The organism is Streptomyces poonensis, from assembly GCF_014650915.1.
GTDB lineage: Bacteria > Actinomycetota > Actinomycetes > Streptomycetales > Streptomycetaceae > Streptomyces > Streptomyces poonensis.
The window spans coordinates 295,770-318,872 of sequence record NZ_BMVW01000001.1; the positions used below are offsets into that span (position 1 = coordinate 295,770).

The window sequence follows — 23,103 nt, forward strand, 5'->3', positions numbered from 1 at the left end:
GGACTAGTTGCCTCCTGTCGTGGTGCTGGAGACGGTGGTGCCGGTGATCGTGGTCGTGGCCGAGGCCGTGGTGGCCGTGGACGCCGTGGAAGCCGTGACGGCAGTGGTGGGAGACGTGACGGGGGTGGTGCGTGCCGTGACGGGGGTGGCCGATGCCGTCACGGGGGTGGGTGAGCATGTGGTGGTCGCGGGTGAGGGGGCGATGCTCGTGGCATGGGCGGCGCGTGCGGGGGCGGGTGCGGGGGCGGGTGCGGAAGACCGTTTCTGCCGGCGCTCGCGCCGGGTCGTGACGGCCCACACCACCACCGGCGCCAGGGAGATCGCCGTCGCGAGGACCGCCCAGGTGCGCATCGCCACATGGCTGTGGCCCAGGACGAACGACGCGATCAGTGAGGACACGAGGACCGCCGCCCAGAACAGGTGGATACGGAACGTCAGCAGCCGGTCCGGGCTCGCGTCGCCGCCCTTCGGGGTGACCACGAAACGGCAGGGCCGGCGGACGAGGGCGGCGCCGAGGGACTTGAGGTAGACGGGCGCGGAGAGCGCGGACATCGCCATGCCGGCGAGGCCGCCGGAGCCCTCCGGTTCGTGCGGGGAGACGTTGTGCCGGCGGTTCCAGAGGTAGAGGCCGACCTGGAGGGCGGCCGCGTCGCTGTACAGCATCAGCCAGACGGACGCGGCCACCTGGGTGCCGGAGGCGCCGAACCACAGGAACAGGACGCAGCTGAGGATGCCCAGGAACCAGTTGACGGCCGTCATCGGGTAGTAGACGAGCATCAGGGTGTACGAGAACAGCCGCCCCGGGGGCATGGTGAAGGGCGCCTTCCAGTACTGCCGGAAGAGGGTCTCGTACGTGCCCCGCGACCAGCGCGTCTGCTGGGTGAAGAAGTCCGTCCAGGAGGCGGGGCCCTCGCCGACGGCCAGCACGTCCGGGGTGTAGACGGACCGCCAGTGCCCGCCCGTCCGCGGATTGCGGTGCCGGTGCAGTTCGAAGCCGGTGGCCATGTCCTCGGTGATGGACTCCTGGAGGCCGCGGATCTGCTTGACGGCGGCGATGCGGACGACGTTGTTGGTGCCGACGAACATGGGGGCGCGGTAGCGGTTGCCCGCGCGCTGGATGAGGGCGTGGAAGAGGAACTGCTGGGACTCCGCGGCCTTGGTGACGGGGGCGGTGTAGTTGCCGTACACCTGCGGGCCGACGACGAACGCGACGTCCGGGTCGCGGAAGTAGCCCATCATCCGCTCCAGGAAGGCGGGGAGCGGGACGTGGTCGGTGTCGACGGAGGCGAAGAAGTCGTAGTCGTCGCCGTGCATCGCGATCCACGCGTTGTAGTTGCCGTGCTTGGTGCGGGCCTTGTGGACGCCCTTGGCGCGGTTCCACTCCGGGACGCCGTGCCGGGTGAAGTGCCGGACGCCGAGTTCCACGCAGAGGGCCTTCGCCCGGTCGTCGTCGCCCTCGTCGAGCAGCCAGACGTCGAGCACGCCGCCGGGGCCGGTGTGGCGGACGCGGACGGCGCCCTCCAGGGTGGCGCGGACCATGGAGAGGGGTTCCTTGCCCGGGACGTACGTGGTGAGGAAGGCGACGCGGGAGCCGGGGCGGGGGACGACGGGGACGGGGTCGCGGGCGACCATCGTGGCGTGGGCGATGGAGACGACGTTCACGAGCATGAAGAGCTCGATGAGCGCGATGGAGACGAGCATGGCGGCGTCGAGGCCGACGAGCCAGGCGTCGCCGCCCTCGCGTTCGACCCAGTGGGCCGGCCAGACGAGGTAGACGAGGAGGGCGCCGGTGAGGAGCGGGGCGAGGGTCATGAGCAGGACCGCGCGTATTCGGTGCGGCTCGCCCGAGAGGAGCTTGGTGTACTGCACCCGGTACGCCGACCCCGACGGTCCCGGCTCCGTGAGGGGTCCGGCGAGTCGGCTGTGGGTGTCGTAGTCGTAGCCCTCCGGCCGCACAGCGCCCTCCAGTGATCGATCGGAAGTGAACGAACGAGGCGTTGTGTCCACGAAAGTGGACGAATGGGGGCGTGTCGAACTGGGGAGGTCCGATGAGGTGGGAGTTGCCTGCTTCCCGCGGTGGTTCGCGGGTCGCCGCGCCTGCGGGTTCGTCGCGGGTCGCCGCGCCTGCGGGTTCGTCGCGGGTCGCCGCGCCTGCGGGTTCGTCGTGGCTTGGGCGCCTGCGGGTTCGTCGTGGGTCGGGGACGCGCCGGGGGTGTCCGTGCTCGGTCCGGCGGGTTCCGTGTCGCTTCGGGAGGGCGGCCGGTGGTGGACCGCCGGCCGCTGCGCGCGGACACCCCGACACGCCCCCTTCCCGCCGTACGCGGCCGCCGGGTCCGGGGGCGGTACGCAGAAGACCCCGGCCCTGGGTGCGGGGCCGGGGTCTTCGTGCGGTGCGGGTCAGGCCGACAGGTGGCGTTCCACCGTCTCGACCTTGGCCGTGAGGGCGTCGGTGACGCCGGGGCGGATGTCCGCCTTGAGGACCAGGGAGACACGGGGGGCACGTGCCTCGACGGCGGCCACGGCGCGTTTGACGACGTCCATGACCTCGTCCCACTCGCCCTCGACGGACGTGAACATCGCGTCGGTACGGTTCGGCAGTCCGGACTCGCGGACGACCCGGACCGCGTCGGCGACGTACTCCCCCACGTCCTCGCCGACGCCGAGGGGTGTCACGGAGAAGGCGACGATCATGCGTTGACGATCCCTTCCTGGCGGGCGCGGGAGGCGATCACGGCGTTCTCGGCCTCACGCTTGAGCTTGCGGTCGGCGAAGAAGCCGCCGGTCGGGAGGACGGAGAGGACGAAGTAGAGCGCCGCCGTACCGAAGGACCACTTGGCGCGGTTCCAGGCGTCGGCCCAGAAGATCACGTACAGCACGAAGAGGATGCCGTGGATCATGCCCATGACCGGCACCGCGTTGAAGTCCGTGGTCCGCTTCAGCACCGAGCAGACCAGCAGCAGGAGGAAGGAGACGGCCTCGGGTGCGGAGACGAGGCGCAGACGGCGGAGGGCGGAGGCGGTCTTCATGTCCACGGGTCACCTTCGGTGGGAGAGTCGTCGATCCTTGTGAACGCAAGCACAAGCGTGCCCATTGTGGCATCCGGGAGCGGGGTGCGGGTGGGAGGGGGTACGCGTCTCAGGGGTGCGTCGGGGGCGGGATCCCCCTTCGGGACCTGTCGCCGGCCATGGAGCTGCGGCTAACGTCACAACGTGGCGATGTTCCGACTCCAAGGCAGCAAGGTGCTCGCCGTCGACATGACCGGGGACGCCGTGAAGGCGAAGAACGGGTCGATGGTCGCGTACGACGGGCAGATGGCCTTCAAGAAGCTCAGCGGTGGCGGGGAGGGCATCCGGGGCATGGTGACCCGGCGGCTCACCGGCGAGCAGATGACGATGATGGAGGTGAAGGGGCACGGGACCTGCTGGTTCGCGGACCGGGCCTCGGAGATCAACCTGGTGAACCTCCAGGGGGACAAGCTGTACGTCGAGTCGAGCAATCTGCTCGCGACGGACGCGGGGCTCCGGACGGGCACGTCCTTCACCGGGGTGCGCGGCGCCTCGCAGGGCAACGGGCTGTTCACGACGACGGTGGAGGGTCATGGGCAGGCGGCTCTGCTGTCGGACGGGCCGGCCGTGGTGCTGCGGGTGAGCGCGCAGTTTCCGCTGGTGGTGGACCCGGGGGCGTACATCGCGCACCAGGGGAACGTGCGGCAGTCCTTCCAGTCGGGCGTGACCTTCCGCACCTTCATGGGCGAGGGCGGCGGCGAGGCCTTCCAGATCCGGTTCGAGGGGGACGGGCTCGTGTACGTGCAGCCGAGCGAGCGGAACACGATCGCGGGGGATGTGTGACATGCCCTTCCGTAAGATCAACTCCAGGATGATCGAGGCCGTGATCGCTCCCGGGCAGCGGTTGTTCAGCCAGCGGGGCGCCATGCTCGCCTACCGGGGAGACGTGTCCTTCACGCCCAACATGCAGGGCGGGCAGGGCGGGATCACCTCGATGATCGGGCGGCGGGTGGCCGGGGAGGCCACGCCGCTGATGACCGTGGAGGGGAACGGGACCGTGCTGTTCGGGCACGGTGGTCACCATGTGCAGGTGATCGAGCTGGCGGGCGACACGCTGTACGTCGAGGCGGACCGGCTGCTGGCCTTCGACGGGACGTTGCAGCAGGGCACGATGTTCATGGGGTCGCAGGGCGGCGTCATGGGCATGGTGCGGGGCCAGGTGACCGGGCAGGGGCTGTTCACGACCACGCTCAAGGGCCACGGGTCGGTCGCCGTCATGGCGCACGGCGGGGTCATCGAGGTGCCCATCACCCCGCAGCGGCCCGTCCACGTCGATCCGCAGGCGTACGTGGCGCACCACGGCGACGTGCGCAACAAGCTGTCCACCGCGCTCGGCTGGCGCGACATGGTGGGCCGCGGCTCGGGCGAGGCGTTCCAGCTGGAGCTGAGCGGCAGCGGTGCGGTGTACGTCCAGGCGTCGGAGGAGAAGCTGTGACCACCTACCCGGGCGCGGGGCCCGTGATCCACGATCCGGCGACGCTGCCGAGCGACGACAACGTCAACGCGTACACCTTCTGCGTGGAGCTCAAGGGGAGCGAGTGGTTCCTGCAGAAGGGAAAGATGATCGCCTACTACGGGTCGATGACGTTCGAGGGCATCGGACACGGGCGTCTCGACCGTCTCGTGCGTACTTCCTTTCATTCGCCATTGCATGCGAGCGACTGGGTCGTGGCATCCGGCTCGGGCAAGATGCTCCTCGCCGACCGGGCCTTCGACGTGAATTCCTATGACCTGGACGACGGCAATCTGACCATTCGCTCGGGCAATCTCCTCGCTTTTCAGCCAAGTCTCGCGCTCAAGCAGTCGATCGTTCCGGGGTTCCTCACGCTGATCGGAACCGGGAAGTTCGTGGCGGCCTCGAACGGGCCTGTCGTGTTCATGGAACCGCCGATTCGGGTGGACCCGCAGGCACTGGTCGGCTGGGCCGACTGCCCCTCCCCGTGCCACCACTACGACCACGGCTACATGACGGGCCTGATGGGCGGTCTACGTGCGATGACGGGTATCGGCGGGGCCTCCGGCGAGGAGCACCAGTTCGAGTTCGTGGGGGCGGGCACCGTGCTGCTCCAGTCCTCGGAGACCCTCATGGAGGAGCAGGCCACGGGAGCCGTGCCGGGCGAGCCCGGCGTACCGGGTTCGGGGGCGACCACAGGTCACTCCGGACCGCAAGGCGGCACACCGCGCCTTCCCGGACAGCTGGGAGACCTCCAGCGTCGCTTCGGGCTGTGAGCGGTAGTCTGCGGAGTGTGACCTCGAACGCGTGCACAGGGTCACACCACCCTCACTAGTTCGCCTTTCAACATTTTAGGTAGACTTCATTCATGGAGACCGAGACGGCCACCCGCTGGCTGACCGATGCGGAGCAGGGCGCCTGGCGCACCCACCTGGAGGTCAACAGGCTGTTGTCCTACCAGCTCGAAAGGGATCTGCAGCCGTTCGGCCTGACAATGAACGACTACGAGATCCTGGTGAACCTCTCGGAGTCGGAGGGCGTCCGGATGCGGATGAGCGACCTCGCGGCCGCCACCCTCCAGTCCAAGAGCCGCTTGTCGCACCAGATCACCCGTATGGAGAACGCGAACCTGGTGCGGCGCGAGAACTGCGAGTCGGACCGCCGGGGGCTGTACGCGGTGCTGACCGAGCACGGCGAGGAGACGATGAGGAAGGTGGCGCCGCACCACGTGGGGTCCGTGCGCCGGCACTTCATCGACCTGCTGTCGCCCGAGGCGCTGGAGCAGCTCCACAAGTCCCTCACCCCGATCGCCGAGCATCTGCGCGGCCACCGGGGCAAGCCGTAGCGCCGGACGTACGGGCTTCAGCCCGGCGGCCGGCGCAGGGGCAACCGCAGCACGAACAGCGCGCCGCCACGCGGCGCCTGACGCACCGTGAGGGTGCCTCCGTGCCCCGCGGCGACGTCACGGGCGATGGCGAGGCCCAGTCCGGCCCCGCCGTCGTCCCTGCTGCGTGCCTCGTCGAGCCGTACGAACCGCTCGAAGATGCGCTCCCGCTGGTCCTCCGGGACGCCCGCCCCGTCGTCGGCCACCTCCAGCACCGCCCACTCCCCCTCGGCCCGCAGGGTCACGTCGATGCGCTCGCGCGCGTGCCGGCGCGCGTTGTCCAGCAGATTGGCGAGTACACGCGCCAGCTGACCGCGTGATCCGGCCACCTCCACGGACGTCACGCCGTCGAGACGCACCCCCTGCCGCCCGTCGGCCTCCTCCCGCACCAGTTCCCCCAGATCGAACCGGGCGTCCTGGGGCCGCTCCCCCGCGTCCAGCCGCGCGAGCAGCAGCAGATCGGCGGCGAGCCGCTGCAGCCGTACGGTGTCCTCGACGGCGCCCTCCACGTCGAGCAGCTCCGGGTGGGCGGCGCCGACCTCGAGCTGGGTGCGCAGCGACGCGATCGGGCTGCGCAGCTCGTGCGAGGCGTCGGCGACGAACCGCCGCTGACGCTCCACGGACGCCTCCAGCGCGGCGAGGGTCTCGTTGGTGGTGCTGGCCAGCCGGGCGATCTCGTCGTGCGTGCCGGGCTCGGGCACGCGCCGGGAGAGGTCCTCGGAGGCCGTGATGGCGGCCATCTCGGCGCGGATGCCCTCCACGGGCCGGAGCGCGCGCCGGGTCACGACGTACGTCGCGCCACCCACCGTGAGCAACAGCACCGGCAGCCCGATCAGCATGGCCGTCAGGGCGGTGCCGACGGCGTCCTGTTCGGCGGAGAGGGGCGCCCCCGCGTACACGGTCAGCGTGACGTCGTGGGGTGTGGTCACGTCCACCACGGCGAACTGGTAGTCCTCGGTGTCGCCGTCGACCGTCGCGGCGCCCTGGAGATGCTGTACGTCGCCGGAGATCTCACCGGCGCCGGGCAGGTCCTCGTCGTCGCCGTCGTCCTCGTCGTGGCCGTCACCGGTGGCCGGGCTCTCGCCGGGCCGCACCGGGTCCGCGCCCGCCACGTCGACGCGCTCGACGTCGTCCTCGGCCGCGACGATCCGCCCCTGCCGGTCCACGACCAGGACGGGGTTCTCGTCGCCGTCGGGCAGGTCCAGCCGGTCGTAGGCGAGGCCGGCCGCCAGGTCCGCGGCCACCTTGCGGGCCGCGCTGTCGGCCTGGGCGTCGGCCTGGTGGACGAGGTTGGTCCGCAGCGAGATCAGGACGGCGGCACCGGCGGCGACCAGGGCGATCGCGACGACCAGGGTCGCGGCGAGCGTGGCCCGGGCCCGTACGGACCCCAGCAGGCGCCTCATCCCGCCTCCAGCCGGTAGCCGGCCCCGCGCACGGTCTTGATCAGGTGCGCGCCCAGCTTGCGCCGCAGGGTGCTGACGTAGACCTCCACGATGTTCGGGTCGCCCTCGTACGCGAAGTCCCACACGTGCTCCAGGATGTCGCTCTTGGAGACGACCTCGCCGGCGCGCACGACGAGCTGCTCCAGCACCGAGAACTCCTTGGCGGTCAGGGTGATCTCCCGCTCCGTGAGGAAGACCCGCCGGGCGGCGGTGTCCACCTTGAGGTCGCCGACGACCCGTACCGGCGAGGCGCCCGCCGTGCCCCGACGCCGGAGCAGCGCCTTCACCCGGGCGACGAGCACCACGTACGAGAAGGGCTTGGTCAGATAGTCGTCGGCGCCCGTGTCGAGCCCCTCGGCCTCGTCGTACTCGCCGTCCTTGGCGGTCAGCATGAGGATCGGCACGTCGTGTCCGGCGGCGCGCAGGGCGGCGCACACGCGGTAGCCGTTCATGCCGGGCAGCATGATGTCGAGGATCACCAGGTCGTACACGCCCTCGCCGGCCCGGTGCAGCCCCTCCAGGCCGTCGTGGACGACGTCCACGGCGTAGCCCTCGGCCGTCAGGCCCTTGGCGAGCGACAGGGCGAGCCGCTTCTCATCCTCGACGATCAACAGGCGCATGCGACCAGCGTCCCAAACGGAAGCTGAAGAAGGCTTCAGGGGCCTTCAGGCTGGCTTCAGTGTGGCTCCGGGAGATTGGTTTCTGTCGAAAGCGAGCGCAGTCGGTCGCAATCGGTTGTATCTACCTGTATCCGGGAGGAACCATCATGAAGCGCAACATCGTCCTCGCCACCTTGGCGGCCGCGGCCCTGATCGGCGGCGGCACCGCGACAGCCTTCGCGGTCACGGGTGACGACGAGGGACCCGCGCAGCGGTCGAGCGTGCAGGTGAAGGACGACGAGCAGAGCGAGACCGACGACCGTGACGACGACGCGGCCGAGGCCGGCCTGGCGAAGGTGACGGCGGCCGACGCGATCGACGCCGCGCTGCAGCACACCTCCGGCACGGCGGTCGGCGCCGAGCTGGACAGCGAGGGCAGCGACCTCGTGTGGGAGGTGGACGTCCTGTCCTCCGGCACGACCTGGCACAGCGTCCTGGTCGACCCGGGCACCGGCAAGGTCCTCGACTCCCACGCCGAGGAGGAGGACGCCGACGACACCGACGAGGCCCGCGCCGCGCTGAAGGGCACGTCCGTCACGGCCGCCGAGGCCGCGCGGGCCGCCGCCGAGAAGGGCACGGTCACCTCCGTCGACCTCGACGACGACGATCGCGGCAACGCGTGGAACGTCGACACCACGGGCGCCGACGGCGCGGAGAGCGAGTGGCACGTCGACCTGAAGACGCAGAAGGTCACGGCGGACGACTCGGACGACGACACCGACGACCACGCGGACGACGCCGCCGACTCCGACGACGCCGCCGACTCCGACTCTGACGACTGACCTGACGTACGGGCCGCCCGTCAGCCTTCCGTCAGCCCCGCCACCAGCTCGTCCGCCGCCCGGTACGGGTCCAGCTCGCCCGTCACGATGCGCTCGGCCAGGGCGGACAGCCGGCGGTCGCCGCGCAGGTCGCCGATCCGCTCGCGCAGTGCCGTGACGGCGATCGTCTCGACCTCACGGGCGGCGCGCGCGAGGCGCCGCTCGGCCAGCACGCCGCGCTCCTCCATCCACGCCCGGTGCTTCTCCAGGGCCTCGACCACCTCGTCGACGCCCTCGCCCCGGGCTGCGACCGTCTTGACGATCGGGGGCCGCCAGTCGCCGGGACCGCGGGCCTCGCCGAGGCCCAGCATGTGGTTCAGCTCACGGGCTGTCGCGTCGGCGCCGTCGCGGTCGGCCTTGTTGACGACGTACACGTCGCCGATCTCCAGGATCCCGGCCTTGGCGGCCTGGATGCCGTCGCCCATGCCGGGGGCGAGGAGCACCACCGAGGTGTCGGCCTGGGAGGCGATCTCCACCTCCGACTGACCCACGCCGACCGTCTCGACCAGCACCACGTCGCAGCCGGCGGCGTCCAGGACTCGGATCGCCTGCGGGGCCGCCCAGGCCAGCCCGCCGAGGTGACCGCGCGTCGCCATGGAGCGGATGTACACGCCGGGGTCGGAGGCGTGCTCGGACATCCGCACCCGGTCACCGAGCAGCGCGCCGCCGGAGAACGGCGAGGACGGGTCGACGGCCAGCACGCCGACCCGCTTCCCCTGCCTGCGGTACGCCGTCACGAGCGCGGAGGTGGACGTGGACTTCCCCACGCCCGGGGAGCCGGTCAGCCCCACCACGTACGCGTTGCCCGTGAGCGGCGCCAAGGCCGCCATGACCTCCCTGAGCTGCGGGGACGCCCCCTCCACCAGGGAGATCAGCCGGGCCACGGCCCGCGGCCGGCCTTCCCTGGCCTGGGCGACCAGCGAGGAGACGTCCTGCATCACAGCTCCGTTCCGAGTGGGGCGTACGACCACGAGAGGCGACGACGAGAGGTACGGCGACGAGGGGGCTCAGGCCTTCGCCACCCGCACGATCAGCGCGTCGCCCTGCCCGCCGCCGCCGCACAGCGCCGCCGCGCCCACACCACCGCCGCGCCGCTTCAGCTCCAGCGCCAGGTGCAGGACGATACGGGCACCGGACATCCCGATCGGGTGACCCAGGGCAATCGCGCCGCCGTTGACATTCACCTTTTCCGTGGACACCCCGAGGTCCTTCATTGACTGCACCGAGACCGCGGCGAAGGCCTCGTTGATCTCGATCAGGTCGAGGTCCGAGACCTGCAGGCCCTCCTTCTTCAGGGCGTGCTGGATCGCGTTCGACGGCTGCGACTGCAAAGAGTTGTCCGGCCCGGCCACGTTCCCGTGCGCGCCGATCTCCGCGATCCAGTCCAGGCCCAGCTCCTCCGCCTTGGCCTTGCTCATCACGACGACGGCCGCCGCGCCGTCCGAGATCTGCGAGGCCGAGCCCGCGGTGATCGTGCCGTCCTTCGCGAACGCGGGGCGCAGCTTGGCGAGGGACTCCACCGTGGTCTCGCCGCGGATGCCCTCGTCCTTGCTGAAGACGACGGGCTCGCCCTTGCGCTGCGGGATCTCGACGGGCGTGATCTCCGCCTCGAAGATGCCGTTCTTCTGGGCGGCCGCGGCGCGCTGGTGCGACAGGGCGGCGATCTCGTCCTGCGCCTCCCGGCCGATGCCCAGCCGGGTGTTGTGCTTCTCGGTGGACTCGCCCATGGCGACGTTCTCGAAGGAGTCGGTCAGCCCGTCGTACGCCATCGCGTCGAGCATCTGGACCGCGCCGTACTTGAAGCCCTCGCGGGACTTCGGCAGCAGGTGGGGGGCGTTGGTCATGGACTCCTGGCCGCCCGCGACGACGATGTCGAACTCGCCCGCGCGGATCAGCTGGTCGGCGAGCGCGATGGCGTCGAGTCCCGACAGACACACCTTGTTGATGGTCAGCGCGGGCACGTTCATCGGGATGCCCGCCTTGACCGCGGCCTGCCGCGCCGGGATCTGCCCCGCCCCGGCCTGCAGCACCTGCCCCATGATCACGTACTGCACCTGGTCGCCGCCGATCCCCGCACGGTCGAGGGCGGCCTTGATCGCGAAGCCGCCGAGGTCGGCTCCGGAGAAGGACTTGAGCGAACCCAGCAGCCGTCCCATGGGCGTACGGGCGCCCGCGACGATCACCGAGGTGTTGCCGTTCGTACCGGTCATGAGGTGCGATCCCCTTCCAGCCTGCGCGGCCGAGGAGTGAACGAGGGTTTACCCGAATGTACTGAGCGGTAAGCCGGTCGTCACCGGCCGGTGAGTGTGATCGCGCGCACGTTGCGTAACCATCCCGGGAGCGCTGCACTAACAGCATGCTGACGCGAATCGACCACATCGGGATCGCCTGCTTCGACCTCGCCAAGACCGTCGAGTTCTACCGGGCGACGTACGGCTTCGAGGTGTTCCACACCGAGGTCAACGAGGAGCAGGGCGTACGCGAGGCCATGCTCAAGATCAACTCCACCGATGACGGCGGCGCCTCCTACCTCCAGCTCCTGGAGCCGGTCCGCGAGGACTCCACCGTCGCGAAGTGGCTGGCCAAGAACGGCGAGGGGGTGCACCACATCGCCTTCGGCACGGCGGACGTCGACGCCGAGTCCGCGGACATCCGCGGCAAGGGCGTCCGCGTGCTGTACGACGAGCCGCGGCGCGGCTCCATGGGGTCGCGGATCACCTTTCTGCACCCCAAGGATTGTCATGGCGTTCTGACAGAACTGGTCACATCGGCGACAGTTGAGTCACCTGAGCACTGACCGCCGTACATATGGGCCGGTAGGGTTGGGGACGGCCGTCGCCCTGTTCGGTGACGGCCGGGTTCCCGCCGCCTTGTGGCGACGGGATCCGAGGGCCGGGGTCCAGGTTTCGGGGGACGAGGGCGAGGGCGTGAGCCCGTTACGCCGTTGATCTGACACCATTCCCCGGGGGCCCCGTTCGACGAATGGACGGAGCTCGTACCAAGAAGCTTGCGACCAGGGGACGGATGGGACCGCGCAGTGCGGGGCTACGAACGCCAGGAGCGAGAGCCGGCGGCTGACGTCGACCACCTCTCTCGGTTCGAGGCCGAGATGGATCGGCTGAAGACCGAGCGGGAGAAGGCGATCCAGCACGCCGAGGACCTCGGCTACCAGGTCGAGGTGCTGCGCGCCAAGCTGCACGAGGCGCGCCGCTCCCTCATGTCCCGGCCCGCCTACGACGGCGGCGATCTCGGCTACCAGGCCGAGCAGATGCTGCGCCAGGCGCAGGTGCAGGCCGACCAGCTGCGCGCCGAGGCCGAGCGCGAGCTCAGCCAGGCCCGCGCGCAGACGCAGCGCATCCTCCAGGAGCACGCCGAGCAGGCCGCCCGGCTCCAGGCCGAGCTGCACCAGGAGGCGGTCACCCGCCGCCAGCAGCTCGACCAGGAGCTCGCCGAGCGCCGGCAGACCGTCGAGTCGCACGTCAACGAGAACGTCGCCTGGGCCGAGCAGCTGCGCGCCCGCACCGAGCAGCAGGCCCGCCGGCTCCTCGACGAGTCCCGTGCCGAGGCCGAGCAGGCGCTGGCCGCCGCCCGCGCGGAGGCCGAGCGGGTCGCCGCCGAGGCCCGCCAGCGGATGCAGGGCGAGGCGGAGGCCGCCCGCGCGGAGGCCGACCAGCTCCTGCGCCGGGCCCGCGCGGACGCCGAACGGCTGCTGAACGCCGCCTCCGCGCAGGCCCAGGAGGCCACCGAGCACGCCGAGCAGCTGCGCTCCGCCTCCGCGAGCGAGTCGGACACCGCCCGCCGCCAGGCCGGCGAGCTGAGCCGCGCCGCCGAGCAGCGCATGGCGGAGGCCGAGACGGCGCTGCGCGAGGCCCGCTCCGAGGCCGACAAGGTGGTCGCCGAGGCCAAGGAGGCCGCGGCCAAGGCCCTGGCGAGTGCCGAGTCGACGAACGAGCAGCGCACCCGCACCGCCAAGGAGCAGGTCGCCCGGCTGGTCGGCGAGGCCACCAAGGAGGCCGAGGCGACCAAGGCGGACGCCGAGCAGCTCGTCGCGGACGCCAGAGCCGAGGCCGAGAAGATCGTCGCCGAGGCCGCCGAGAAGGCCCGCTCGATCACCGCCGAGGAGACCGCCTCCCAGCTGTCGAAGGCGGCGAGAACCGCCGAGGACGTCCTCAACAAGGCGTCGGAGGACGCCAAGAAGACCACGAAGGCCGCCGCCGAGGAGGCCGAGCGCATCCGCACGGAGGCGGAGGCCGAGGCGGACCGGCTGCGGGCCGAGGCGCACGACATCGCCGAGCAGCTCAAGGGCGCGGCGAAGGACGACACCAAGGAGTACCGCGCCAAGACGGTCGAGCTTCAGGAGGAGGCGCGCCGGCTGCGCGGCGAGGCCGAGCAGCTGCGGTCCGAGGCGGTCGCCGAGGGCGAGCGCATCCGCTCCGAGGCGCGGCGCGAGGCCGTCCAGCAGATCGAGGAGGCGGCGAAGACCGCCGAGGAGCTGCTCGCCAAGGCCAAGGCGGACGCGGACGAGATGCGCGGCACGGCCACGGCGGACAGCGAGAAGGTCCGCACCGAGGCCATCGAGCGGGCCACGACGCTGCGCCGCCAGGCCGAGGAGACCCTGGAGCGCACCCGCGAGGAGGCCGAGCGGCACCGCGCGGAGGCCGAGGAGCGGTCCGAGGCCGTGAAGGCCGAGGCCGAGCGGGCGGCCCGCGAGCTGCGTGAGGAGACCGAGCGCGCTGTCGCGGCCCGCCAGGCGGAGGCCGAGACGGAGCTGACCCGGCTGCAGACCGAGGCGGAGTCCCGGCTGGCCTCGGCCGAGCAGGCGCTCACCGACGCCCGCGCGGAGGCCGAGCGCATCCGCCGCGAGGCGGGTGAGGAGAGCGACCGGCTGCGCTCCGAGGCCGCCGAGCGGAGCCGTACGCTCCAGGCGCAGGCCGAGGCGGAGGCCCAGCGGCTGCGCGACGAGGCCGCCTCCGACGCGTCCGCCTCGCGGGCCGAGGGCGAGGCCGTCGCCGTACGGCTGCGCACGGAGGCCGCCACCGAGGCGGAGCGGCTGAGGTCCGAGGCGCAGGAGACCGCCGACCGGGTACGGGCCGAGGCCCAGGCCGCGGCCGAGCGGCTGGCGGCCGAGAGCGCCGAGACGCTGGCCGCCGCGCAGGAGGAGGCCGCCCGGCGCCGCCGCGAGGCCGAGGAACTCCTCGGATCCGCACGGCAGGAGGCCGACCAGGAGCGCGAGCGGGCCCGCGAGCAGAGCGAGGAGCTGCTGGCCTCGGCGCGCAAGCGCGTGGAGGAGGCCGAGGCCGAGGCGACACGGCTGGTCGAGGAGGCCGACCGGCGGGCCACCGAGATGGTGTCGGCCGCCGAACAGCACGCCCAGCAGGTGCGCGACTCCGTGGCCGGGCTGCACGAGCAGGCCCAGGAGGAGATCACGGGCCTGCGCAGCGCCGCCGAGCACGCGGCCGAGCGCACGCGCACCGAGGCGCAGGACGAGGCCGACCGGGTCCGCTCCGACGCCTACGCGGAGCGGGAGCGGGCCGGCGAGGACGCTGCCCGGGTCCGGCGCGAGGCGGCCGAGGAGGCGGAGGCCGCCAAGTCCCTGGCCGAGCGCACCGTTTCGGAGGCGCTCACCGAGGCCGAGCGGATGCGCTCGGAGGCCGCGGAGGAGGCCCAGCGCGTTCGTACCGAGGCGTCCGAGCACGCCCAGCGGGTCCGTACCGAGGCCTCGGACACCATCGCGAAGGCCGAGCAGGACGCCACGCGCACCCGGGCGGAGGCCCGCGAGGACGCGAACCGCATCCGCTCGGACGCGGCCGCGCAGGCCGACACGCTCATCACGGAGGCGGCCGCCGAGGCGGAGCGCCTCACCACCGAGACGGCGGCGGAGACCGAGCGGGTACGTGCCGAGTCGACGGCGAAGGCCGAGCGGCTGATCGCGGACGCGACCGGCGACGCCGAGCGGCTGCGGGCCGAGGCGTCGGAGGCGGTGGCCTCGGCGCAGCAGCACGCGGAGCGGACGCGTGACGAGGCCGGGCGGATCAAGGTGGAGGCCGAGGCCGAGGCGGAGCGGATCACCGCGGCCGCGCGCGAGGAGGCCGAGCGGACGCTGGACGAGGCGCGCAAGGACGCCAACAAGCGGCGCTCCGAGGCCGCCGAGCAGGTCGACAAGCTCATCACGGAGACCGCGGGCGAGGCCGACAAGCTGATCTCGGAGGCGCAGGCGACCGCGCTGAAGACGACCGCGGACGCCGAGGCGCAGGCCGACACGATGGTCGGCGCCGCCCGCAAGGAGGCCGACCGGCTGGTCAAGGAAGCGACCGTGGAGGGCAACTCCCGGGTGGAGAAGGCCCGTGCGGACGCGGACGAGCTGCTGGTCGGGGCGCGCCGGGACGCGACCGCGATCCGGGAGCGCGCCGAGGAGCTGCGCGACCGCATCACGACCGAGATCGAGGAGCTGCACGAGCGGGCCCGCCGCGAGTCGGCCGAGACGATGAAGGCGGCGGGCGACCGGTGCGACGCCCTCATCAAGGCCGCCGAGGAGCAGCTGGCGAAGGCCCAGGCCAAGGCGAAGGAGATCGTCTCCGAGGCCAACTCCGAGGCGGGCAAGGTGCGGATCGCCGCCGTCAAGAAGGCCGAGGCGCTGCTCAAGGAGGCCGAGCAGAAGAAGTCCACGCTCGTCCGCGAGGCCGAGGAGCTCAAGGCGGAGGCGATCCGCGAGGCGAAGCGCACCGTCGAGGAGGGCAAGCGCGAGCTGGAGATCCTGGTCCGGCGCCGTGAGGACATCAACGCGGAGATCTCGCGTGTCCAGGACGTCCTGGAGGCGCTGGAGTCCTTCGAGGCCCCGTCGGGCAGCAAGGACGGTGTTAAGGCCGGCGCCGCCGCAGGTGTCACCCGTTCGGGTGGCAAGGCATCAGACGCCTAACGAGGTGAGGATGAGGCGGGTACGGTCCCGCCTCATTCGCCCCGACTTTCGGATGCACGGTGTCAAGGTTTCGTGACCTGAGGTAACTTGGGCCATCGGCCGCAGTGGCAGGAGTACACGCGGGTGGCTCGGGAGGGCCCTGATCTCCCCGGTGCCGCCCGGACGGGAGGCGCCGCGTCGCATTCACCGGGAATTTCAACACATACACCCCCCGGCAAGTCCTTCCCTCGGCCGACCACCCAAAAGGGGTGTCATTCTCCAGATCAAACGCGCATCTGCTCGATGACACGCCGCTTTGCCCCCTAGGATTCCCCTTATCACCTCACCGGTCTCTTTCGACAGGAACCCCATGAGCGACACTTCCCCCTACGGCTTCGAGCTTGTGCGGCGTGGGTACGACCGCGCTCAGGTGGACGAACGCATTTCGAAGCTCGTCTCCGACCGTGACAGTGCTCTGGCCCGTATCACTGCTCTGGAAAAGCGCATCGAGGAGTTGCACCTCGAAACGCAGAACGCCCAGGCCGCGGTCAGTGACGCCGAGCCGTCGTACGCGGGTCTCGGCGCGCGCGTCGAGAAGATCCTCCGTCTCGCCGAGGAAGAGGCGAAGGACCTGCGTGAGGAGGCCCGCCGCGCCGCCGAACAGCACCGCGAGCTGGCCGAGTCCGCCGCCCAGCAGGTGCGCAACGACGCAGAATCGTTCGCCGCCGAGCGCAAGTCGGCGGCCGAGGACGAGGGCGTCCGGATCGTCGAGAAGGCCAAGACCGACGCGTCGCAGCTGCGCGCCGAGGCGCAGAAGGACGCGCAGTCCAAGCGCGAGGAGGCGGACGCCCTCTTCGAGGAGACCCGCGCCAAGGCCGCGCAGGCCGCCGCCGACTTCGAGACCAACCTGGCCAAGCGCCGCGAGCAGTCCGAGCGCGACCTGGCCTCCCGTCAGGCCAAGGCCGAGAAGCGCCTGGCCGAGATCGAGCACCGCGCCGAGCAGCTCCGGCTGGAGGCCGAGAAGCTGCGCACCGACGCCGAGCGCCGCGCCCGCCAGACGGTGGAGACCGCGCAGCGCCAGGCCGAGGACATCGTGGCCGACGCCAACGCCAAGGCCGACCGCATCCGTTCGGAGTCCGAGCGCGAGCTGGCCGCCCTCACCAACCGCCGCGACTCGATCAACGCCCAGCTCACGAACGTCCGCGAGATGCTCGCGACGCTCACCGGTGCCGCGGTCGCCGCGGCCGGCACGCCGTCGACGGATGACGAGCCGATCTCCCGGGGAGTTCCGGCGCAGCAGTCCCGGTGACAGCAGCAGTACCGGTGACAAGGGTCCGAGCACAGCGGGTCCGAGCACAGCAGTTCCGGTGACAGCCGGGCCGGTCGACCGGGTCCGGTAACGCCTGAGGGTTTCCCCGTGCGAAGCCCCCTGCCGCTGAGGTGGCAGGGGGCTTCGTCCCGTTCTAGCGTGAGTTCCATGATCGAGCTCGAGGGGCTGACCAAGCGGTACGGCGAGAAGGTGGCGGTCAACCACCTCACCTTCGCCGTCCGGCCGGGCCTCGTGACGGGGTTCCTGGGGCCGAACGGCGCCGGGAAGTCGACCACCATGCGGATGATCCTCGGTCTCGACCGGCCCACCGCGGGCGATGTCCGTATCGACGGCAGGCACTACGACCGGCTCAAGGACCCGATGAAGTACATCGGCGCCCTGCTGGACGCGAAGGCCGTGCACGGCGGGCGGAGCGCGTACCACCATCTGCTGTGCCTCGCCCAGGCCAACGGCATCCCGACGAGCCGGGTGCACGAGGTCCTCGGCACGGTGGGGCTCACGGCGGTCGCCCGCAAGAAGGCCAAGAACTTCTCGCTCGGCATGGGCCAGCGGCTCGGCATCGCGGGCGCGCTGCTCGGCGATCCGCGCATCCTGATGTTCGACGAGCCGGTCAACGGGCTCGACCCGGAGGGCATCCACTGGATCCGCACGCTGATGCAGAACCTGGCCGCGCAGGGCCGTACGGTCTTCGTGTCCTCGCATCTGATGAGCGAGATGGCGCTGACCGCGGAGCACCTCGTCGTCATCGGGCAGGGGCGGCTGCTCGCCGACACCTCCATGGCGGACTTCATCCGCCGCAACTCCCGGTCATATGTGCGTTTGCGTACGCCGCAACGCGAGCAGTTGCTCGACCTGCTGCACCGGGAGGGGATCACGCCCGTCGAGGCGGGCGACGGGGCGCTGGAGGTGGACGACGCACGGTCGGAGCACCTCGGTGAGCTGGCCGCCCGGCACGGGATCGTGCTGCACGAGCTGAGTCCCCGGCAGGCCTCGCTGGAGGAGGCGTTCATGCGGCTGACGGCCGAGTCGGTGGAGTACCACGCGCACACCGGCTCGGCACAAGCGCCCCAGCCGTCCCGTCCGTGGGGAGCCGACTGGAAGAAGGGGTCCTGACCATGGCGGCAGCGCAGGTCGTCCGCTCCGAGTGGACCAAGATCCGGTCGGTGGCCTCCACGGTGTGGACGCTGTCGCTCGCCGTGGTCGTCACCCTCGCCCTCGGCATGCTGATCTCCGCGCTGTCGAACCGGGAGTTCGACCGGCTGGGCCCCGAGGACCGGTTCACCTTCGACCCGACGCTCATCAGCTTCGCCGGGATGAGCCTGGGTCAGCTCGCGATGATCGTGTTCGGGGTGCTCGTGGTGTCGAACGAGTACAGCACCGGGATGATCCGCACCTCGTTGGCCGCCGTTCCGCAGCGCGGCACCTTCCTCTTCAGCAAGATCGCGGTGGCGACGCTGCTCGCGCTGCTCGTGTCGCTCGCCACCGCCTTCGCCACGTTCTTCCTGGGGCAGGCGATGCTCGACGAGCACGGCACGTCGATCGGCGAGCCCGGAGTGCTGCGCGCGGTCGTCGGCGGCGGGCTCTACATGACGCTCATCGCGGTGTTCTCGATGGGCGTCGCGACGATGCTGCGCTCGCCGATGCTGTCGCTCGGCATCCTGATGCCGTTCTTCTTCCTGATCTCCAGCGTCCTGGGCAATGTGCCGGCGACGGAGAAGATCGGCCGCTTCCTGCCGGACCAGGCCGGCCGGAAGATCATGGAGGTGGTCCCGGCGGCCGGCGACGACACCCCGTACGGGCCGTGGGGCGGGCTGGGCATCATGGCGCTCTGGGTCGTCGCGGCGCTCGTGGGCGGGTATGTGCTGCTGCGGCGGCGCGACGCCTAGGCGCTCCGCCGGACGGCCGGTTTCCCGGCTGCGGGTCCGTCGTGGCCGGTCGCGCAGTTCCCCGCGCCCCTTCGGGGCGCGGCCCGTTTCCGTCGGGTCCGGCTCCCGCAAGGCGGTGATCCGGCCGGGGAACCGGCGGTACACGCGCGACCAGGCAAGACGTGTCCCTGCCAAGGCGGTGGCGATGACCTGGGATGTTCTGCTTCGCCTTGATGGGAACCGTCAGCACCTGGATATCCTCCTAACCCTTACGGGGGCGTGCGCCCCGACGTCCTGAAGTTTTCGATGGGTGCGGAGCATGATCGAGGCAGTCGGCCTGACGAAGCGCTACGGCGCCAAGACGGCCGTGTACAACCTTTCCTTCCAGGTCCGGCCGGGCACCGTCACTGGCTTCCTCGGGCCCAACGGCTCGGGCAAGTCGACGACCATGCGCATGATCCTCGGCCTCGACAACCCGACGTCGGGCCATGTGACGATCGGCGGCCACCCGTACCGGAAGCTGCCGAACGCGCCCCGCCAGGTGGGTGCCCTGCTGGACGCCAAGGCCGTGCACGGAGGCCGCAGCGCACGCAGCCATCTGCTGTGCCTGGCGCAGCTGTCGGGCATCCCCGCGCGGCGCGTGGACGAGGTGCTCGGCGTCGTCGGCCTCCAGGACGTGGCCCGCAAGCGGTCCAAGGGCTTCTCGCTCGGCATGGGCCAGCGGCTCGGCATCGCCGCGGCGCTGCTCGGCGACCCCCAGGTGCTGCTCTTCGACGAGCCGGTCAACGGCCTCGACCCGGAGGGCATCCTCTGGGTGCGCAACCTGATGAAGTCCCTCGCCGCCGAGGGCCGCACCGTGTTCGTGTCGTCCCATCTGATGAGCGAGATGGCGCTGACCGCGGATCACCTCATCGTGATCGGGCGCGGCCAGCTGCTCGCCGACATGAGCGTCAAGGACTTCATCTCGGCGAACTCGGCCGACTTCGCCCGGGTGCGCACCCCCGACACCGAGCAGCGCGAGAAGCTGACGGCCGCGCTGTCCGAGGCGGGCGGACAGGTGCTGCCCGAGCCGGACGGCGCGCTCCGGATCACCGGGCTGCCGCTGCCGCGGATCAGCGACCTCGCGCACGACGCCGACGTACGGCTGTGGGAGCTGTCGCCGCACCAGGCCTCCCTGGAGGAGGCGTACATGCGGATGACGCAGGCCGCCGTCGACTACCGCTCGACGATCGACCAGAAGGAAGGGCTCATGCAGCCCCTGCCGCCCGGCACGCAGCCCCCGATGCCGGTGCCCGGGCAGGGACAGCCGGGCTGGTACGCCCCGCCGCCGCCCCAGCAGGGCGGTCAGCCCTTCGCCATGCCGCAGCTGCCGCAGCCGGGACCGTACGGTGCGCCGGGCGGCCCCGCCGCCCCGGCACCCGGGCAGCCCAACCCGTACGCCGGCCAGGCACCGGCCACGCCGCCGGCCCAAACGCCCGCGCAGCCCGCCGTCGCGCCGGCGGCCCCGCAGCCTCCCGCGCAGCCCGCCGACCGGGCGCCCGCCGAGTCCGCCGCGCCGGCGGCCGAACCCGCGGCCGAGCAGCCCGCGCCCGCCGACGCCGACCCGACCAAGCCCGAGGACGCCCGATGAGCACGCCCCAGCCCCCCACGACCCAGCCACCCGCGCCCCAGCAGCCCGCGCCGCACTGGCAGGCGGCGCCCGGCCCGTCGTACACCTCGCCCATCCCCGTCGTGCGCACCCACCTCGGCCACGCGCTCGCCTCCGAGTGGACGAAGATCCGGTCGGTGCGCTCGACGATGTGGACGCTCGGCATCTTCCTGCTCCTGGTGATCGGTATCGGGTTCCTGGTCGCCGCGCAGACGTCCGACAGCGACTTCGCCGACGTCCCGTACACCGTCCCCGCCTTCTTCGGCCTGATCCTCGGGCAGATCTGCCTGATCACGCTGGGCGTGCTGGTGATCGCCTCGGAGTACGGCACGGGGATGATCCGTACGACGTTCACGGCCTCGCCGCAGCGCCACCGGGTGCTCGCCGCCAAGCTGATGGTCTTCTTCGCGGTGGCCTTCGTGGTGTCGGCCTTCGCGATCGGGCTGGTCGGGCTGTTCACCGCGAGCCTGCACTCCGAGCCGTCCAGCACCCCGTGGGCCGGCACGGTCGTCATGGGCGCCCTGTACGTCTCGCTGCTCGGCGTCCTCGCGCTCGCGGTGGGCTCGATGCTGCGGCACTCGGCGGGTGCGATCACCGCGATGCTCGGCCTGGTGCTGGTGCCCGCGATCCTGCCCGCGTTCCTGATGCTCTCCGAGAGCATGCGCACGGTCGGCGAGAAGATGATGGAGTACAACGCCCCCAACTCGCTCGCCGCGATCTTCGGAATGGACACCGAGAACGGCGGCGCCGCCCAGCTCGGCCTGCTCGCCGGCCTCACGGCCGCGGCGATCGCCGGCGCGTTCGTCCTGCTGGACCGCAGGGACGTGTGACGGCCGCGGAGAGCCGCGAAGAGGGCTAGAAACGCGGGGCGTTACGGGACCGCTGCACCTGCGAGGTGCGGCGGTCCCGCGCGTTCCAGCAGGCCTTGTGCCAGTGGCGGCGGTCGTCGACGCCCGCGTGCTCGGGCCAGGCGACCACATGCGGCACACCTGAGGGGATCATCTGGTCACAGCCCGGGCAGCGGTACGTCTTGCCCGCGGCGCTGGCGCCCGCGACATGCCGCACGCTCCACTCCTCGCCCCGCCAGCTCTCGGTGGACTGCCAGCCTCCGTAGCGGTCGGCGGGGTCCTCGTCGGCGCTCCGGCCGGACGAGCCGGCACCCTTGGGTCGGTTGCGACGCGGGGACACAGGACACCTCACGGGGCAGTACAGGCAGCACGAATCCCATCCAGCCTACGCGGGCGGCGCGGGCACGGGCGCGCCCCCGAACCGGTACCTGTCCCTTTCCGGCGGTCACATTCAGCAGACAATCCGCAAATCCCGCCGCTGCCCGTGTCTTGGGCACGTGTCAGGCGGTTATGCCAGTGGGGGAGCTCCGCGTCGGGGCCGAGAAAGCAGGAAATGGCATGCGTGTTGGAAGTTTTGTACTGGCGGCCCAGTTTCCCGGACAGGGCCAGGGGGAGGCACTGCACCGCGCCGTGCGGACGGGGGAGGCCGCCGAAGAAGCGGGCCTGGACTCGGTATGGCTGGCCGAGCACCACTTCGTGCCCTACGGGACGTGCCCCTCGGCGATCACCCTCGCCGCGTTATTGCTGGGACGCACCCGGCGGATCCGGGTCGGTACGGCGGTCAGTGTGCTGTCCACCGCTCACCCCGTGGCCCTCGGTGAGCAGGCGGCGCTGCTGCACGTGACGTCGGGCGGCCGGTTCTCGCTGGGTGTGGGCCGCGGCGGGCCCTGGGTGGACCTGGCGGTCTTCGGGACGGGGATCGAGGCGTACGAGAACGGGTTCCCGGAATCACTCGATCTGCTGGTGCGCTGGCTGCGCGAACCATCGGTCGGAGCTTCGGGGGAACGATTCAGCTTCCCCGAGGTCCCAGTGGTCCCCAGGCCCTCGGAGGTCCTCGAGGACGGACCGGGCCCGGAGGTCGTCGTCGCCTGCACCTCCCCGCCGAGCGTCCGGCTCGCGGCCGAGCGCGGACTGCCCATGCTGCTCGGGATGCACGTCGGGGACGAGGAGAAGGCCGAGATGGTCGCGCTGTGGCGGCGGCACGCGCGCGCGGCGGGCCGTTCGCCGGACGCGATCGCCGCGGCCGGCCATGTGTCCGCCGGGGTCTGCCAGATCGCGGACCGGCGGACGGACGCGGTCGAGGTGCTCACCAAGGCGATGCCGGGCTGGCTGCGGCAGGGGCTCGCCGCCCACCGGACGGTGGACGGCCGCCACCGTGCGATGCGGGATCCGATGGCGTACACCGAACTGCTCTGCGGACTGCACCCGGTGGGGACGGCGCGGCTGTGCGCCGACCGGCTGGCGGCGACCTCCGAGCGGACGGGCATCACGCGGTTCGCCCTGCTCGTCGAGGGCTCGGGCGACCTCGCGACCACCGAGGAGAACGTACGGCGGCTCGGCGCCGAGGTACTCCCCCAGGTGCGATGAGCGGCCGGGCCACGGCCCGGCCGCCCGGATGCGGCTGAGCCGCGGACGGTGCGGTGGGGTCCTGGCCGGCCCGGAACCGGTGTCGCCGGTGCCGCCGGGCCGTGGA

21 protein-coding genes are annotated in these 23,103 nt (G+C 71.7%); 13 read left to right on the top strand and 8 right to left on the bottom strand.

What is annotated here, in order from left to right:
• Window positions 1–3: 3 nt before the first annotated feature.
• The 3 genes from IE242_RS01240 to IE242_RS01250 form a co-directional block, all read right to left on the bottom strand.
• Complete coding sequence (locus IE242_RS01240) at window positions 4–1,956, bottom strand: glycosyltransferase family 2 protein (RefSeq protein WP_189854388.1); 1,953 nt, start codon at window positions 1,954–1,956, stop codon at window positions 4–6.
• 441 nt (window positions 1,957–2,397) lie between these two features.
• Complete coding sequence (locus IE242_RS01245; RefSeq protein WP_189854390.1) at window positions 2,398–2,691, bottom strand: MTH1187 family thiamine-binding protein; 294 nt, start codon at window positions 2,689–2,691, stop codon at window positions 2,398–2,400.
• Window positions 2,688–3,032, bottom strand: a complete 345-nt coding sequence (locus IE242_RS01250) for a DUF3817 domain-containing protein (RefSeq protein WP_189854391.1) — start codon at window positions 3,030–3,032, stop codon at window positions 2,688–2,690. Before IE242_RS01250 ends, IE242_RS01245 begins: the two co-directional genes overlap by 4 nt.
• Window positions 3,033–3,215: 183 nt before the next feature.
• Here IE242_RS01250 and IE242_RS01255 point away from each other — a divergent pair, with 183 nt between their 5' ends.
• The 4 genes from IE242_RS01255 (at window position 3,216) to IE242_RS01270 (ending at window position 5,863) form a co-directional block, all read left to right on the top strand.
• On the top strand, window positions 3,216–3,848 hold the full coding sequence (locus IE242_RS01255) for an AIM24 family protein (RefSeq protein WP_189856274.1): 633 nt from the start codon (window positions 3,216–3,218) through the stop codon (window positions 3,846–3,848).
• A gap of 1 nt (window position 3,849) precedes the next feature.
• A complete protein-coding gene (locus tag IE242_RS01260) occupies window positions 3,850–4,500 on the top strand; it encodes an AIM24 family protein (RefSeq protein ID WP_189854393.1) in 651 nt (216 codons plus the stop codon).
• A complete protein-coding gene (locus tag IE242_RS01265) occupies window positions 4,497–5,294 on the top strand; it encodes an AIM24 family protein (RefSeq protein ID WP_189854395.1) in 798 nt (265 codons plus the stop codon). The genes IE242_RS01260 and IE242_RS01265 overlap by 4 nt, the downstream gene beginning before the upstream one ends.
• 92 nt (window positions 5,295–5,386) lie before the next feature.
• Window positions 5,387–5,863 (top strand): MarR family winged helix-turn-helix transcriptional regulator, encoded by a 477-nt coding sequence (locus IE242_RS01270; protein WP_189854397.1) that lies wholly within the window; start codon window positions 5,387–5,389, stop codon window positions 5,861–5,863.
• Between the two features lie 17 nt (window positions 5,864–5,880).
• On the opposite strand, the gene IE242_RS01275 is transcribed toward IE242_RS01270, so the two are convergent.
• Window positions 5,881–7,305: a sensor histidine kinase gene (locus tag IE242_RS01275; protein ID WP_189854399.1), complete on the bottom strand. Its 1,425-nt coding sequence runs from the start codon at window positions 7,303–7,305 to the stop codon at window positions 5,881–5,883.
• Entirely contained in the window at window positions 7,302–7,964 is a 663-nt protein-coding gene (locus IE242_RS01280) for a response regulator transcription factor (protein ID WP_189854401.1), read from the bottom strand. The genes IE242_RS01275 and IE242_RS01280 overlap by 4 nt, the downstream gene beginning before the upstream one ends.
• A gap of 146 nt (window positions 7,965–8,110) precedes the next feature.
• Between IE242_RS01280 and IE242_RS01285 the strand changes: the two genes are divergently transcribed.
• Window positions 8,111–8,785: a PepSY domain-containing protein gene (locus IE242_RS01285; RefSeq protein WP_189854404.1), complete on the top strand. Its 675-nt coding sequence runs from the start codon at window positions 8,111–8,113 to the stop codon at window positions 8,783–8,785.
• A 20-nt stretch (window positions 8,786–8,805) separates the two neighbouring features.
• Here IE242_RS01285 and meaB read toward each other — a convergent pair whose 3' ends face one another.
• Both meaB and IE242_RS01295 read right to left on the bottom strand, forming a co-directional pair.
• A complete protein-coding gene (gene meaB, locus IE242_RS01290; RefSeq protein WP_189854406.1) occupies window positions 8,806–9,762 on the bottom strand; it encodes a methylmalonyl Co-A mutase-associated GTPase MeaB in 957 nt (318 codons plus the stop codon).
• 69 nt (window positions 9,763–9,831) lie between these two features.
• Entirely contained in the window at window positions 9,832–11,034 is a 1,203-nt protein-coding gene (locus IE242_RS01295) for an acetyl-CoA C-acetyltransferase (RefSeq protein ID WP_189854408.1), read from the bottom strand.
• Window positions 11,035–11,180: 146 nt separating this feature from the next.
• Here IE242_RS01295 and mce point away from each other — a divergent pair, with 146 nt between their 5' ends.
• The 7 genes from mce (at window position 11,181) to IE242_RS01330 (ending at window position 21,392) form a co-directional block, all read left to right on the top strand.
• Window positions 11,181–11,621 carry a methylmalonyl-CoA epimerase gene (gene mce / locus IE242_RS01300; RefSeq protein ID WP_189854411.1) on the top strand — a complete coding sequence of 147 codons (441 nt, stop codon included), beginning with the start codon at window positions 11,181–11,183 and terminating at the stop codon, window positions 11,619–11,621.
• Between the two features lie 240 nt (window positions 11,622–11,861).
• Entirely contained in the window at window positions 11,862–15,740 is a 3,879-nt protein-coding gene (gene scy / locus IE242_RS01305; protein ID WP_189854413.1) for a polarized growth protein Scy, read from the top strand.
• Between the two features lie 349 nt (window positions 15,741–16,089).
• Window positions 16,090–17,028: a coiled-coil domain-containing protein gene (locus IE242_RS01310; RefSeq protein WP_189854415.1), complete on the top strand. Its 939-nt coding sequence runs from the start codon at window positions 16,090–16,092 to the stop codon at window positions 17,026–17,028.
• A gap of 168 nt (window positions 17,029–17,196) precedes the next feature.
• The gene (locus tag IE242_RS01315) at window positions 17,197–18,162 is read left to right on the top strand and encodes an ATP-binding cassette domain-containing protein (RefSeq protein ID WP_189854417.1); all 966 of its coding nucleotides are present in this window, start codon (window positions 17,197–17,199) and stop codon (window positions 18,160–18,162) included.
• Between the two features lie 2 nt (window positions 18,163–18,164).
• A complete protein-coding gene (locus IE242_RS01320; protein ID WP_189854419.1) occupies window positions 18,165–18,935 on the top strand; it encodes an ABC transporter permease in 771 nt (256 codons plus the stop codon).
• Between the two features lie 298 nt (window positions 18,936–19,233).
• Window positions 19,234–20,544, top strand: a complete 1,311-nt coding sequence (locus IE242_RS01325; RefSeq protein WP_189854421.1) for an ABC transporter ATP-binding protein — start codon at window positions 19,234–19,236, stop codon at window positions 20,542–20,544.
• On the top strand, window positions 20,541–21,392 hold the full coding sequence (locus IE242_RS01330; protein WP_189854423.1) for an ABC transporter permease: 852 nt from the start codon (window positions 20,541–20,543) through the stop codon (window positions 21,390–21,392). Before IE242_RS01325 ends, IE242_RS01330 begins: the two co-directional genes overlap by 4 nt.
• A 25-nt stretch (window positions 21,393–21,417) precedes the next feature.
• On the opposite strand, the gene IE242_RS01335 is transcribed toward IE242_RS01330, so the two are convergent.
• The gene (locus tag IE242_RS01335; protein ID WP_189854425.1) at window positions 21,418–21,750 is read right to left on the bottom strand and encodes an Rv1322 family protein; all 333 of its coding nucleotides are present in this window, start codon (window positions 21,748–21,750) and stop codon (window positions 21,418–21,420) included.
• A 218-nt stretch (window positions 21,751–21,968) separates the two neighbouring features.
• Here IE242_RS01335 and IE242_RS01340 point away from each other — a divergent pair, with 218 nt between their 5' ends.
• Window positions 21,969–22,997 (top strand): LLM class flavin-dependent oxidoreductase, encoded by a 1,029-nt coding sequence (locus IE242_RS01340; RefSeq protein WP_189854427.1) that lies wholly within the window; start codon window positions 21,969–21,971, stop codon window positions 22,995–22,997.
• The last annotated feature ends 106 nt before the right edge of the window (window positions 22,998–23,103 follow it).